At 38.9% G+C, this 14297-nt stretch carries 10 protein-coding genes and 6 tRNA genes; 11 read left to right on the plus strand and 5 right to left on the minus strand.

Annotated features, from left to right (window positions below; all coding sequences use genetic code 11):
• Positions 1-135: 135 nt before the first annotated feature.
• Both AC0JIQ_RS03205 and AC0JIQ_RS03210 read left to right on the plus strand, forming a co-directional pair.
• The gene (locus AC0JIQ_RS03205) at positions 136-5145 is read left to right on the plus strand and encodes a hybrid sensor histidine kinase/response regulator (RefSeq protein ID WP_474202617.1); all 5010 of its coding nucleotides are present in this window, start codon (positions 136-138) and stop codon (positions 5143-5145) included.
• An 11-nt stretch (positions 5146-5156) separates the two neighbouring features.
• Positions 5157-5612 carry a hypothetical protein gene (locus AC0JIQ_RS03210; protein WP_474202618.1) on the plus strand — a complete coding sequence of 152 codons (456 nt, stop codon included), beginning with the start codon at positions 5157-5159 and terminating at the stop codon, positions 5610-5612.
• Between the two features lie 50 nt (positions 5613-5662).
• On the opposite strand, the gene dapE is transcribed toward AC0JIQ_RS03210, so the two are convergent.
• From dapE to AC0JIQ_RS03225, 3 genes are all read right to left on the minus strand, one after another.
• Complete coding sequence (gene dapE / locus AC0JIQ_RS03215; RefSeq protein WP_474202619.1) at positions 5663-6796, minus strand: succinyl-diaminopimelate desuccinylase; 1134 nt, start codon at positions 6794-6796, stop codon at positions 5663-5665.
• Between the two features lie 113 nt (positions 6797-6909).
• On the minus strand, positions 6910-7053 hold the full coding sequence (locus AC0JIQ_RS03220) for an entericidin A/B family lipoprotein (protein ID WP_017196706.1): 144 nt from the start codon (positions 7051-7053) through the stop codon (positions 6910-6912).
• Positions 7054-7153: 100 nt separating this feature from the next.
• Positions 7154-8035: a DUF1853 family protein gene (locus tag AC0JIQ_RS03225; protein WP_474202620.1), complete on the minus strand. Its 882-nt coding sequence runs from the start codon at positions 8033-8035 to the stop codon at positions 7154-7156.
• A 100-nt stretch (positions 8036-8135) separates the two neighbouring features.
• Between AC0JIQ_RS03225 and AC0JIQ_RS03230 the strand changes: the two genes are divergently transcribed.
• The 9 genes from AC0JIQ_RS03230 (at position 8136) to AC0JIQ_RS03270 (ending at position 10752) form a co-directional block, all read left to right on the plus strand.
• Positions 8136-8501: a YbaN family protein gene (locus tag AC0JIQ_RS03230; protein ID WP_474202621.1), complete on the plus strand. Its 366-nt coding sequence runs from the start codon at positions 8136-8138 to the stop codon at positions 8499-8501.
• Between the two features lie 269 nt (positions 8502-8770).
• Positions 8771-9280 (plus strand): cell wall-recycling L,D-carboxypeptidase ElsL, encoded by a 510-nt coding sequence (elsL, locus tag AC0JIQ_RS03235; RefSeq protein ID WP_474202622.1) that lies wholly within the window; start codon positions 8771-8773, stop codon positions 9278-9280.
• Positions 9281-9443: 163 nt separating this feature from the next.
• Positions 9444-9519: transfer RNA gene (locus tag AC0JIQ_RS03240), tRNA-Val, on the plus strand.
• A 23-nt stretch (positions 9520-9542) separates the two neighbouring features.
• Positions 9543-9619 (plus strand) — tRNA-Asp (locus AC0JIQ_RS03245).
• A gap of 45 nt (positions 9620-9664) precedes the next feature.
• Positions 9665-9741 (plus strand) — tRNA-Asp (locus AC0JIQ_RS03250).
• 103 nt (positions 9742-9844) lie between these two features.
• Positions 9845-9920, plus strand: a tRNA-Val gene (locus AC0JIQ_RS03255).
• Positions 9921-9958: 38 nt separating this feature from the next.
• Positions 9959-10035 (plus strand) — tRNA-Asp (locus AC0JIQ_RS03260).
• 82 nt (positions 10036-10117) lie between these two features.
• A tRNA-Val gene (locus AC0JIQ_RS03265) sits at positions 10118-10193 on the plus strand.
• An 88-nt stretch (positions 10194-10281) separates the two neighbouring features.
• Entirely contained in the window at positions 10282-10752 is a 471-nt protein-coding gene (locus AC0JIQ_RS03270; RefSeq protein WP_004664639.1) for a DUF2750 domain-containing protein, read from the plus strand.
• A gap of 31 nt (positions 10753-10783) precedes the next feature.
• Here AC0JIQ_RS03270 and AC0JIQ_RS03275 read toward each other — a convergent pair whose 3' ends face one another.
• Together AC0JIQ_RS03275 and AC0JIQ_RS03280 are read right to left on the minus strand one after the other, a co-directional pair.
• Complete coding sequence (locus AC0JIQ_RS03275) at positions 10784-11569, minus strand: YdcF family protein (protein ID WP_474202623.1); 786 nt, start codon at positions 11567-11569, stop codon at positions 10784-10786.
• Positions 11570-11690: 121 nt separating this feature from the next.
• On the minus strand, positions 11691-14228 hold the full coding sequence (locus tag AC0JIQ_RS03280) for a PepSY domain-containing protein (protein ID WP_474202624.1): 2538 nt from the start codon (positions 14226-14228) through the stop codon (positions 11691-11693).
• Positions 14229-14297: the final 69 nt, after the last annotated feature.

Here is a 14297-nt window from a genome sequence, read left to right on the forward strand (position 1 = left end):
ATATCTGTCCTTTCCCTTTTTTGAAGAGATGTAGAATATCTCTACAAGATGATGACTAACATGGAGCTACATCTTGTGTGATAGATACACGTAATTTTTAGCCACAATTAGTGGATAAAAACGAAAGAAGCCGCTATGAAAGAAATATTAAAAACGTTAGTTGAAACGATGACGCTTCCTGAAGATAGTTATCTTGAGCAAGATGCAGAAATTCTTGAAATTTTTATTGAAGAATTAGATGAAATCTTTGTTGAATTAGAGCCATTAATCGTTCAATGGATTGAACAGCCAAATCAACAAGATGTGCTCACAGATATTCGCCGACATTTCCATACCTTAAAAGGTTCTGGAAGGATGGTTGGTGCCAAATCTTCAGGTGAGTTGGCGTGGACGGTTGAAGATACTTTAAATCGAGTACTTGCAGGGACAGTGTTGTTGAATTCAGATATTCAACATTATGTAAAAGCGATTTTTAATATCTACCGCTTTAAACTTGTACATGATTTTAAATTGGTTCAAAAACATCAGATAGATTTAAAACCTTTGGTTTTATTAGGTCAGCAATTACAGCAGCAACTTAGTATAGAACCAGCGCTAGCTGAGTTATTACAATTATCGAATATGCTGAATGATAACGCTGCAACTGGTCTCGAACTGATATCTGTAAGTATGGATACTGTCGATGTCGCAGATTCAGAATCTGTATTTATAGGTCATCCGCTAGATGATGAAGCGTTAATCAAAGAAACATTATCGATTTTCTTGGAAGAAGCAGAAGATCATTTGACTACGATTGATCAATTTTTATTAAATGATCGCCCGACAAATGATAATTATAATACGCTAATTCGAGCGCTTCATACTTTACGTGGCAGCTCTGCTATGGCGCATGTTGAGCATGTGTTTGAAGCAAGTTCGAAAGTTGAGAATTTATTCAAAACATTATTGCAAGAAGAGCTTGATTCAAGTTCTGATGAAACGGCACTTTTGACACACTATGCACAGTTTGTTCGTGACTATTTGCACACGTTGAAACACCAAGGTTCACAGCAGAAATTTGAAGAAATTTATAATACTTTTAATGTTGCATGGGATAGCTACGATTTCCAATTAGAAGAAAAACAAGGCGAATCTTTACGTCCACAGGGTCTAGTTTCGCAATTACTAGAATTGAATATCAATGATCTTCTTGACGTTGAGTTTGATTTTGAGAAGCGTGCACGTACTGAATTTCCTCAATATATTCAACTGTTAAGTCAGCAAACTGAAACCTTATTAGAACATACCCATCATCATGCGACGATTGGTATGTATCAATATACAAGTTTGTTACGTTCTAGTTATCAAGATCTGTTATTTAAGCCAGATTTGCTGAATCTTGATTATGCTTTTGAACTTTATTATCAAGTACATCAACAGTTCATTCAATTGTTTGATACCTTGGCTGCAGGACAGCGTGTGACTTTGACAAAGGCACATGAACTTGTATTAAATGAATTGAGTTCATTTACGCAGCAAAATATTGAGTTCTTGGAAGCGCCTGTAACTGAGCAACAAGCAGGTTTAGTTGAAGCACCGATTGCTGAATTTGAGCCATCTAATAACAAAGTTGATGTGAGTGATTTAGCTGCACAATTTGCTTTAGATAAACAAAGCTTACAATCGAGTGATTCAAATCGTGACTTTGATCCGGACTTGTTAGATATCTTCCTTGAAGAGGCTGATGAGTTATTGGTTGGTATTGATGCTGATCTAAATACATGGACAGCTGATCAACAAAATATAAGTGCATTGAAAAACTTGATGCGATATTTGCACACCTTAAAAGGTGGTTCAAATATGATTCAAGCACGTCATATTGGTTTAATTGCACATGAATTGGAAACAATTTATGAGAAATTAATTAATCAGCAGTTACAACCGAATTCACAATTAATCGCAGTCATTCGTGCAGTACAAGATGATATTGCAGATCGAATTCAAACCATTCGTGATAAACAAGTCGATTATCCTGCTACACACGCGTTGAATGTATTAACAAACCAAGATTCAGCAAGTGTTGCATCAGCGGTTATTCCTGTTGACGACGTTGAAGAATTGGATAGTTTGCATACAGCCACTGTGGAAACCACGGTTGATTCGACTGTTTCTGTAAATACGTTAAGAACTGAAACACTTCATGCTGTTGATGTGAGTGATTTAGCTGCACAATTTGCTTTAGATAAACAAAGCTTACAATCGAGTGATTCAAATCGTGACTTTGATCCGGACTTGTTAGATATCTTCCTTGAAGAAGCTGATGAGCTATTGGTTGGTATTGATGCTGATCTAAATACATGGACAGCCGATCAACAAAATGTAAGTGCATTGAAAAACTTGATGCGGTATTTGCACACCTTAAAAGGTGGTTCAAATATGATTCAAGCACGTCATATTGGTTTAATTGCACATGAATTGGAAACAATTTATGAGAAATTAATTAATCAGCAGTTACAACCGAACTCACAATTAATCGCAGTCATTCGTGCAGTACAAGATGATATTGCAGATCGAATTCAAACCATTCGTGATAAACAAGTCGATTATCCTGCTACACACGTACTTCAGTTGCTTCAGCAAGCAGATCAATCTATTGATTTTACTCCGTCATCACCTGCTACTTTTGAGTCTGTAGCCGAAAATCATGTTGCCGCTGTGGTCGAAACGCATGATCTCACGGACTTATCAATTGATGAATTCTCATTGGTCGAAGCTCAAGAAGTTCTAGAAGATACTTCAAATGCCGAGATTGTTCGTGAAGTTGCGCTAGATGATGATGTTCGTTCTCTTGTTGAGCAAACATTCTTAGAAGAAGCAGAAGAACTACTTGAACAAGCCAAAGGTCTATTAAGACAATGGTTCGATCAACGTGGTAATCGTAGTTTGCTCTTACAGTTACAACGTAATGCCCACAGTTTAAAAGGTGGTGCACGTATGGCTGAGTTAGATGCAATTGCGATTGTTGCTTATCATCTCGAGAATGCATTTGAACAGTTTGGTGTACACCATTTCAATTCGAACGTTTATGATAATCTTCTCAATACAGCACTGGCTTGGTTGAATGATGCAATTTTCAAACGTCAGTATGCGAACTTTGATGGCTTAAAACAAAGTTTAGAGAATATGGAGTTTGTGGATGTTTCAGCACAACTTCCACAAAAGCTCTCAGCTAAAGATATTTTCACTCCAGAATATACAATGGAGTTTGTTCAAGGCGATGGTACTGAACCTCCATCAATGTTAGGTGAATGGGAAACAACCGAACGTATTGAACAAAATAATGAGATGATTCGTGTCTCTGCTGACGTCATTGAGAAAATGATTGACTTGTCAGGTGAGAATGCGATTAACCGTTCGCGTATCGAAATGGACCTTGGTCAATTGGGGGGTACGCTAACGGAGATGGAGCTTGCGATCAAACGTTTGGCAGATCAGTTACGCCGAATGGAAGGTGAGTTAGAAAGTCAAATTATTGCACGTCATGGTGGTGAGAACTCTCGCTACGCAGATTTTGACCCATTAGAGATGGACCAATATTCATCTTTAAATCAGTTGTCAAAATCTCTTGCGGAATCCGCTTCGGACTTGGTTGACTTTAAGACTACACTTTCTGAGAAGATCCGTGATACGGAAGGCTTGTTATTACAACAATCTCGTATTCAAGCAGAAATTCAAGAAAGTTTGATGCGTACCCGATTGGTACCATTCTCTCGATTATTGCCACGTTTACAACGTATTGTTCGTCAAACAGCATCGACTTTAAACCGACCAACAGAATTAATTGTTAACAATACTGAAGGTGAGTTAGACCGTAGTATTTTGGAAAAATTAGTTGCGCCATTTGAACATATGTTGCGTAACGCGATTGACCACGGTATTGAAGACAGAGAGCAACGTTTACAAGCGAAGAAACCAGAAACTGGACATATCGCTTTAGATATTGGTCGTCAGGGTACTGATATTGTTGTGACATTTAGTGACGATGGTAAAGGTATCGATGTGAATCGCATTAAAGATAAAGCGATTCAAACAGGTTTAATGACTAAAGAGCAGAAACTTGAACATGAAGAAATTCTGCAATTTATCTTCCATCCAGGTTTTAGTACTGCTGCACAAGTTACACAAATTTCTGGGCGTGGTGTTGGTCTAGATGTTGTTCAGAGCGATATTAAAGCGCTTGGCGGTCATGTGAGTGTGAACTCTGTTTTAGGTAAGGGAACAACATTTACCATTCGAGTACCGACTACAGTAGCTGTAAGTGATGCCTTGATGGTAAAAGCGGGCGATCAACAGTTTGCCTTCCCACTTGCACAAATTGACCGTATTGTTCGTATTTCACCTGCAGCACTAGAACAATACTTTGAAAGTAAAGACGATTATTTCAAGATCGATCAAGAAAGTTATCGTTTACGTTATTTATCTGAGTTTGTTGCTGGGCAGCCGATTCCTCGTTTGCATGGGGTTGTTCACTCATTGCCTGTATTGTTGGTTAAAGGTGCACAGGGACAAACGACCGCATTACTTGTTGATCAGTTAATTGGTTCTCGTGGACAAATTGTTGTAAAACCTATTGGACAACAGTTCTTAAGCATCGGGGTGATTGCTGGTGCGACGATTATGGGTGATGGTCAGGTATGTTTGATCTTAGATGGTCAAAATATTGCTCGACAAGCACAGTCTACAGCACGTAGTAAACAGGCTGATGAAACTTACACCAAGCAGCGATATGATGAACGTCGCTTGATTATGATCGTCGATGACTCGGTAACTGTACGTAAGGTAACTTCGCGTCTATTAGAGCGTCAAGGTTATGATGTTGTGACTGCGAAAGATGGTGTGGATGCGATTGAGCAGCTTGAAACCATTAAGCCAGACTTGATGTTACTTGATATTGAAATGCCGCGTATGGATGGTTTCGAAGTTACAAACCTTGTTCGACATCATGAATTACATCGTGACTTACCAATTATCATGATTACATCACGTACGGGTGAAAAGCATCGTGAACGTGCTTTATCACTTGGTGTAAGTCAATATATGGGTAAACCGTTCCAAGAAGAAACGCTCTTGGAAAATATTGAAAGTTTACTAACAGTGCGCTCATGAGGTAAAAATTAATGGTAAAAAAAAGCGCAAACTCAAGTTTGGGGCAAATTGACCAACAAGAGTTACAACATTTAATTACGGTATCAACAGGGTTTATTGACGCTTATATTATTAAATGTCATGAAAAAGTTCCGATGCTGTTACCACAGAATATCGTGTTATCAGCGATGGATACACAAACCAATATTGATCATGTTGAATGGCATGATCTCAAACTTCCTATTTATGCTGTAAATGATCCAGCAAATAAAAATGGGGTAGCGTTGGTGGTTGAAGGTGATGACGTTTCAGAACGATTTGCTTTGGTTTGTAATGAAATGCCTGAATCTATTCGTTTACGTATTTCTGAAATTGTAGATGAAGAAAAAGACATTGATGACAATAACGTATTTAAATATGTCAAGATTGGGGAAAAACAGTTTTATGTCCCTCATCTACAAAATATTCAAACCCAACTAGGGTTATAAATAAAAAAGGAACTCAAAAGAGTTCCTTTTTTATTGCCGCATCGTGTATCTTAAGCAAGTAATTCAACTAAAATTTGCTCATAAATCTCAGCAAGTGGCTCTAAATCATCGACATTTACATGTTCATTGATTTGATGAATTGTTGCATTTAATACACCTAATTCTAAAACTTGAGCGCCCGTAGGTGCAATAAAGCGACCATCTGACGTTCCACCACTTGTTGATAGAACAGTTTCAACACCAGTCACATTTTTGATCGCTGTTTTTGCAGCATTCACTAATTCACCCACAGGGGTGAGGAATGGTAAACCTGATAGTGTCCATTGAATATCATAAGTTAAATTATATTTATCTAAAGTCTCAAGTACGCGTTGTTTGAGAATTTCAGCTGTCACTTCAGTTGAGTAGCGAAAGTTAAAAGTAACTTTTAGTGTGCCAGGTATTACATTTGTTGCACCTGTTCCAGCTTGTATATTTGAAATTTGGAAAGAGGTCGCAGGAAAATATTCATTGCCATTATCCCAAACAGTATCACACAGTTCAGTTAAAGCCTTTGATGCTGAATGAATAGGATTTTCTGCTAAATGAGGGTAGGCCACATGTCCTTGTTTGCCATGAACAGTCAAAACAGCATTCAAAGAGCCACGACGACCATTTTTGACAATATCACCTAATTGATGTGTGCTCGATGGTTCGCCTACCAAGCACCAGTTCATTTTTTCGTTACGTGCTTCTAAAGTTTCAATGACCTTCACTGTCCCGTTGATTGAAGGACCTTCTTCATCAGATGTAATCAAAAATGCAATAGAACCCTTATGGTTTGGATGTTTCGCCACAAAACGTTCAGATGCAACCACCATTGCAGCCAGTGCTGTTTTCATATCTGCTGAACCACGACCATATAATTTACCGTCACGGATACTTGGTAAAAATGGATCTGAATTCCAAGCATCTAAATGGCCTGTAGGAACGACATCTGTATGACCTGCAAAACAAAAAACAGGTGCTGTAGTGCCTCGGCGTGCCCATAAGTTATCAACGTCTTCAAAACGCATGTTTTCGATATTAAAGCCAATTTTTGCTAAACGCTCGGCCATAATATTTTGACAATCATGGTCAATTGGGGTGACAGAAGGTTGGCGTAGGAGCTGTAAACTAAGTTCAAGAGTATCGGAATGGTTCATGCGAGATGTGGTTAAATCTGGTGAAATCTGAACCGATATAATAGGGGAATATGATTGAGAAAGGTATGCAAAAATAAACCTTATCTAAGTTTAGATAAGGTTGTTCACTAAAATTACATTTTATCCTGAGTTTTTTCAGCAGTTTGAGTAACTTTGTCACCTGCTTTAGATACATCCTGCCCAAAACCCTTAAATGTATTACAACCAGTTAAAACAAAAGCAGTCATGATTGAAGCAACTAAGATTTTTTTCATCATCTTCTCCGTTTAAATGTAATTATGATGTTCTTAGAGGCTAAGAAAAAATGCAGAAAATAAACATAATGGTTTGATAGTAGAAGTGTTATAAAATGTTACTTTATAAAAAATAATCTGATGAAGAAGATCTAATGAATAATAAAGAGGGTTGGCGAAACATATAAAAAGAGGGACTAGGTGTTTCATGATAATAAAGACCATTTGTCCACCATGTTGCATTTTTTGAGGATGCTTGTTGATTAGGACATAACCATTCATGACGTTGTAATCGATAGTAATCTGTTGTGGGAATTTTGGTTCCCCATAATCCTAAACGTCGGGATGAGTTGACCCAATTAGGGAATGTAAACTGATTCAAATCAGTCGGCAAATATAATTGCCCTTTCATAACTGCAAATCTACGTTGAATCTGATGATGATTTGCATCCGTAAACTGAAATTGACGTTGAGTGAAGTGCTTCAATTTTCTTTGTAATGTGTCTTCTCGATTTAGCCCATACCATTGCGCTAAGTCTAAGTTACTTTCGCCTAGGTAATACTTTAGCGCAACTTCCCAATGTTCAATTTCTTGCGTGTTTTTATTTAAAATGACGAAATCTAGTTCACCTAGCGTAATCGCTCCTGCAATTTTTTGAATACTATGACCTAAAAGTTGATAAGGATGATACTCATCATCTAATAACCAAAACCAAAGTAAGTTCTCGAATCGTAGCCCAAGGCGAGTACTTTTGAGCTGAGCAAGAAAATCAATGAGGGTTTGCGGATGTTGATCAAGTTGTTTTAAGCGTTCTTCATAGCGTTCATAATGAGTTTGCCAGATTTGATCCGAATGGAGCTCAAAAGTATGCATTATCTCTAAATCTGGCGGGATTCGAGCTAAAATATTCGGACTCGCAATGCAAAAAGCCAAGTGACGTACTATAGGATTCTTAAACTGCAACCAAGGTTCAAAAAAAATGGTCGTACTCATTAGGCTAGACATGCGGTTACTCAATCATGGAAATAATAAGTTAAGTTTAAGAAAGAGCAATAAAAACAATTTATACTAGCATGGTTGTAAACATGTGTTGGTTAATTACTCAATGAAAACATTGTTCTGGCGTAGTTTAGTTGTGATTTTTATTATTTTAGGAATCATTGGAGCAATTTTACCAGGCATGCCAACCACTGTGTTTTTAATCCTTGCAGCATGGGCTGCATCGAAAGGATGGCCTGAAATGGATGCTTGGCTCTTGAATCATCCTAAATACGGACCGACCTTACGCAATTGGCGTGAAAATGGAACAGTACCGCGTAAAGCAAAATGGATTGCCAGTATCATGATGCTAATCAGTGGTATTTTAATGCTGTTTACCAAGGCCCCATTCCTTGTCAAGATTTTTACAGATCTCACTATGTTTATTGTTGCTATGTGGTTGTGGTTACGCCCTGAGCCTGAGCAGCGTTAAGAAAAGCAACGCTTTTTAGCTGCGCAAGACGAGCGGCTATGCCGCGAGTGGCGAGGATAAGCAAAATTAAAAAATATCGATTTAATGTTTTGTCCTGAGAATTGATTAAAGCACTACTTTTGCTCATCTAAAACAGTATGTTTCATCTTATTATGCTGTTTTGTTTTTTATATTTAAAATCAATCAACAATCAAAACTACCGAAAAATACAAGAAAAAGCTTTTGGTCTATGTTGAAATAACTGTGTTCTATCATCTGTTGAGATAAAAATGACTTATACCCTTGATCAGGCAGACATCGTCATAGATTTAGCACAACAAATTCTACATTTGCCAAAGCACAATAAATTTTATGTGATCTCTTCTGCCAAGAATGGTATTGGCGAGCAAGAAAATAGCGGTAAGACGCCAAGAGGTTGGCATCAAGTCGCACAAAAGATTGGTGCAGATCTAAAGAAAAATACGGTTTTTATTGCACGTAAGCCGACAGGGGAAGTGTATAATCAACAACTCGCACAACAATTTCCACAAAGAGATTGGATTTTGTCACGAATTTTATGGTTGGATGGTTTAGAAGATGGATTCAATCATGGAAATGGTTGCGATACATTTAAACGATATATTTATATTCATGGCACGCCTGATATAGAACCGATGGGCATTCCGATGTCACATGGCTGTATTCGGATGAAGAATGATGAGATTATTGAGTTATTTGAGCTGATTTCTGAGCAGGCGCTGGTTTATATTTCAGAACATACTTTAGAAAATGAAGGATGAAAATATGAATAAGTGCTTAAATAAAATACGAAAATCTTGATTTTTTCAATGAATTACTTATTTTTTAATCATTCGTACGCTTTTTTCAGAAAAGAATGGCAAAAGCGTTTGACAGGCTGTAAAGATTCTCTATAATGCACCTCACAAACGATGAAGACGTTAAGGGCGCTTAGCTCAGTTGGTAGAGCGTCTGCCTTACAAGCAGAATGTCGGCGGTTCGATCCCGTCAGCGCCCACCAAGCCTTTACGTTAAAACTCAAGTGCAGCGGTAGTTCAGTTGGTTAGAATATCGGCCTGTCACGCCGAGGGTCGCGGGTTCGAGCCCCGTCCGCTGCGCCACTTAAGTTTTAATATCGTTTTACCCTATAATTGCAAAATTATTGTGCAGCGGTAGTTCAGTTGGTTAGAATATCGGCCTGTCACGCCGAGGGTCGCGGGTTCGAGCCCCGTCCGCTGCGCCACTTTAAGATTGCAAGAATAGATAGAGTTAAGTAGATTAGAGTCTAAATTCTTTTATACTTAAACAATATTTAAAGCATTGCTTTAAATTTGTTACCTCGCTCAGGGCGCTTAGCTCAGTTGGTAGAGCGTCTGCCTTACAAGCAGAATGTCGGCGGTTCGATCCCGTCAGCGCCCACCATAATTAGTGACATATATTTCTTAATAGAAGTAAGCAGTGCAGCGGTAGTTCAGTTGGTTAGAATATCGGCCTGTCACGCCGAGGGTCGCGGGTTCGAGCCCCGTCCGCTGCGCCATTCTCTTAATATCTTTTTTGAGAATGTTTGTTTTAACAAGTATACTTATACTTGATCTCTGATACGAGTTTACTCTCGCTCAGGGCGCTTAGCTCAGTTGGTAGAGCGTCTGCCTTACAAGCAGAATGTCGGCGGTTCGATCCCGTCAGCGCCCACCATAATTTCTCTTCTAGTTCAAATCCTTGTAATTTATATAGAATTATTTTATTATTAGCGTCAATAATGATTCTAATATTGAACTATTTTATGAAAAATCCATATCAACGCAAGGCTGCGTCGAAATCACAAACAACAAATTCTAGTTCCTCACCAAAAGATATTTATCGTCAATTTATTCAAAATATTATTATACAACGCCAAGTTATTGCGCTTTATCATGATGGGTGGGCCTTATGTTCAACACCATCTGGTCAACACGCATTATCGATTTGGCAAAATAAAGGTTTGGCAAAATTATTGATTAAAGATAATTGGGCTAAATACGAGATTCAGGAAGTGTCACTGTGGGTTTTCATTGAAAAGATGATTCCTTTTTTAAAAGAAAATAATACCATTCTATCTTTAGACCTTACCCCTGAGGGTAACAATCTATTGGTTTCACCTGATACTTTTTTATTGGATATTAAAAACTTTCTTTACCAAATTTATTTACAACGACCAGATGTATTTGCTGAGTTAAAGTTACCTTTGCCTAGAGATATTCGTCTACACAATTAAATGAGATAAATTGATTGGGGGACAACCCCAATCAATATTCATTCAGAAGCCAACCACTGGCGTAAGCAAAGTATTCTCTCAACCATGCATTATAGCGTGTCGTGACTGGTGTCGTTGCGCCAAGCATAATGATATTACGATAGCCTTGTTTCTTTGCAATGGCGGCAGCGCGTAATGTGTGGAAATCGCTGGTCACAATCGCGATCGGTTGATGGATGTCAATCTGTTGTGCCTGTAATAAGTGTTGGCTATTTCTAAGATTCAGCTCAGTACTCGTGCTTTTATCTTCCAAGATGATCTGTGAGGCAGGAATATGATAGTGCTGCTGTACATAACGTGACATGACAATCGCTTCACTATCAGTTTCACCAAAATCAATACCACCTGTCATGACTAATTTGGCATGAGGTTGTGCTAAAGCTATAGGGGCAGCACGGTCTAAGCGTTTCGCCAATGTGGCAGAAGGTTGTCCATTTTCAATGCCACTGCCTAATACAATAATGGCTTTAACCGCAGGGATATTTTGAGTTTTGGTATTATTGTCTGAAATGTAATTAAAGAAATAGCCTAAGCTGACGACCCAAATCCAGAAACACAACCAGCCGAAGCGCCAAATCGAATGCAGACGGAAATGATAGAAGAAGAAACGCTCGATATGATAATAGAAATAAGCATAGAGGCAAAAAAATAGCCCAAGTAGTAGCGGTAGTACTGTCCCAATATGAATCTTTTTAAAGGCGATCAGAATAGCGCCATCTAAGAACAGAACTGAACCGATAAGGGCTAAAACAAGACGAACCCATGAACTTATTTGCATAATCTTAATTGTGTTGATTTGAACCGTGCTCAGTGTATGCAAAATTCTAAGAAAGGCAAATTCTCTTATGGTTTGATGAAAAAAACGAGTGGCTGGCACTCGTTTTTAGATCTAAAAGGGCTTAATAAACGTCTCGACGATAACGTCCAGTCTGCCTGAGTTGATCCATTTTTTCTTCGCTGAGAATATCTATTAAAGCTTGATCGACTCCTGAAGCCATGCCTTCGATACTACCGCAGACATAAATCACCGCACCTTGCTCAATCCATTTAATAAGTTCATCAGCATTGCTTCGCAAAATATCTTGTACATAGATGCGTTGTTCTTGATCACGAGAGAAGGCGAGGTCCAAACGTTGTAAGCTTCCCATATTCGACCACGCTTGAATGGTTTCTTGATAAAAGAAATCATGTTCGCGTTGACGTTCACCAAAGATTAGCCAGTTGGCAGTATAGTTTTGTCGATTACGTTGCTGTAATAAACTCATCAAGCCTGCAATGCCTGTGCCGTTACCGATACAGATAATTGGACGGTTATCGTCAATCAGATGGAAGGACTCATTGGTCCGAATACGCAGGGCAATGGTCTGCTGCAACTGAGCAAATTCAGTGAGCCAACCTGAACCAAGACCAAGTTGATTCTGTTCATCACGTTTTTGACGAACGACCAGTCTCAGGAGTTGTTGCGAAGGAATACTGGCAATCGAATATTCACGTGTAGGTAGGGTGGGTAGTTGTTCGAGTAAATCTTCAAGCGTACTGAAAGGCTTGATTTCAACCCCTAGGTTTCTATTCCACAAGAGCTGTTCAATCTCTTGGTTCAATGATTCAACGACACTGTGTGCTGGAATCTGATACTTGATTAAGAAATTGTGAATGTCTGCCAAGCAATTGGCAGGCTGAATTTCTGCAATATCGCCAGCATGCCAAGTCATATCAGAAGCGGAACGAAGTTCAATATTGTAGGCTGCTTGTCCTAAGCTATTAGGGTTGAGCAATGTACGTTCAGCGAGAGTCCACTGGTCAAACACTTTCTCTATATTCATGGCATGTAGTTCATGCTTAGTCACCACCGAAAGCGCTTGATTCCAGCATTGAATATCATTGCTGTTGGCATTATCTACTTCGATCAAGTCGAATAATGGTTGTGCCTTGCATTGTTTTAACCATGCATCAACGGCATAACCAAAGCTGCAATAGCTGTCAGGATATTCTCTTGATCCTAGTGCAAGCACTGCATATTGCATATGAGCTAACTCTAGCTTTTGTTGCATCAGTTTCTTATTAAAACTTGCTGCAAGATCAGGTGCTTCACCTGTGCCATATGTGCTGATTACAAATAAAACCTGTGATGCTTGTTGTAGGTCTTGTTCTGTCAGTTGCTGAATCGGTTTAACCATCGTTGGCTGTTGCGCTTCCTGCAAGCTAGTCGCAGTACGCCATGCTAGTTGTTCAGCTACACTTGTTTGCGTCGCATAAGTGATCAGCCAAGGCTTGGCATTTGGATCAACCTGCTGTGCGCTGAGTGATTGACGTGCCGCTTGGGTCAGCTTTTTCTGCTTGCGACGTTTTAGATACAACATCCAGCCCGTTACAAAGAATAGTGGCATGGCCAATGATGCCAGCATGGCAATAAATTGATAGGTTGAACCAAAGAAGCTGCCGCGATGCACAGGCAACATGCTGCTCATGATTTTTTCATTGAGCTTTTTGTTTTCATACAGTTCAAATTTTTCGAATTTATTGTCTTGATAGTTATAAATCGCTTGGTTACGTGCACGTTCATGTTGAGGAATGGCATCGACAAAAGAGAGTTCAACTTTGGTATCCGCATTTTTGGGAATATTCAGGGTTAAACTTGAGTATTCACGACCAATCTGGGCATTTACCCCAGTCCATGTTTGCATCAAGATAGTATTAAGCTGTGCGTTTGTCAGCTTAGGTTGTTTATCTTTGCCGCGTTCATTATTTTGTTGATTACGTTGTGGCTGTTCAACACCCATGACCTTGAACATACCTGCACGCCACCAGTCATAAGACCAATATAAGCCAGTGCAAGCAAACAGTAGATAAAACACAACGACCCAAGTTCCCACCACTGCATGTAGGTCCCAAATAAAATTACGACCTTTTAGCTTTGGCTTAATAAAAAACCATTGTTTAATACTATGCTTCTTTGGAAAGCGCAGATAGATGCCACTCAATACAAAGAAAATCAGCATCAGCGTAGATGCCCCAGTAATCTGTGCCCCAAATTCCCCAGCGGTTAAATTACGATGTAAACGCTGAATAAATTGTAAAGTATCACGACCTTTAATATCAGGTAGGACCTCAGCGGTATAAGGGTTCACCATCATATTATAACCACGACGTGCACCTTCTTTTTTAATATTGACGGTAGAAGATGCTGTTGGGTCGGCAGCAATAGTAATGCTGTTAATTTGAATCTCGGGTTGTTGCTGATTGAAATGTTGGTATAACTGGGCAGGGCTAAGTTTTGGTGTTTGAGCAGCCTCAACGACATAGCTGTCTTGGTTGAGCCATTTTAAAATTTGCTGATCATAAGAATAAATTGCACCGGTTACTCCCATTAAAGAAAGTATAAGCCCTGCAGTAATCCCTAAAAACCAATGGATTTGGAAGAAGACTTTTTTAGACATGGTCAAAAATGAAAAGATAATGAAATTTATGTCAAAAATTATAACTCAAGAATACGAACATAATATGGA

This window comes from Acinetobacter sp. FB (assembly GCF_056033405.1).

What these genes read in the sequence shown, in the direction of transcription:
- AC0JIQ_RS03205 (WP_474202617.1), top strand. Translation starts at nt 136, where the DNA reads ATGAAAGAAATATTAAAAACGTTAGTTGAAACGATGACGCTTCCTGAA.
- AC0JIQ_RS03210 (WP_474202618.1), top strand. Translation starts at nt 5,157, where the DNA reads ATGGTAAAAAAAAGCGCAAACTCAAGTTTGGGGCAAATTGACCAACAA.
- dapE (WP_474202619.1), bottom strand. Translation starts at nt 6,796, where the DNA reads ATGAACCATTCCGATACTCTTGAACTTAGTTTACAGCTCCTACGCCAA.
- AC0JIQ_RS03220 (WP_017196706.1), bottom strand. Translation starts at nt 7,053, where the DNA reads ATGATGAAAAAAATCTTAGTTGCTTCAATCATGACTGCTTTTGTTTTA.
- AC0JIQ_RS03225 (WP_474202620.1), bottom strand. Translation starts at nt 8,035, where the DNA reads ATGTCTAGCCTAATGAGTACGACCATTTTTTTTGAACCTTGGTTGCAG.
- AC0JIQ_RS03230 (WP_474202621.1), top strand. Translation starts at nt 8,136, where the DNA reads ATGAAAACATTGTTCTGGCGTAGTTTAGTTGTGATTTTTATTATTTTA.
- elsL (WP_474202622.1), top strand. Translation starts at nt 8,771, where the DNA reads ATGACTTATACCCTTGATCAGGCAGACATCGTCATAGATTTAGCACAA.
- AC0JIQ_RS03270 (WP_004664639.1), top strand. Translation starts at nt 10,282, where the DNA reads ATGAAAAATCCATATCAACGCAAGGCTGCGTCGAAATCACAAACAACA.
- AC0JIQ_RS03275 (WP_474202623.1), bottom strand. Translation starts at nt 11,569, where the DNA reads ATGCAAATAAGTTCATGGGTTCGTCTTGTTTTAGCCCTTATCGGTTCA.
- AC0JIQ_RS03280 (WP_474202624.1), bottom strand. Translation starts at nt 14,228, where the DNA reads ATGTCTAAAAAAGTCTTCTTCCAAATCCATTGGTTTTTAGGGATTACT.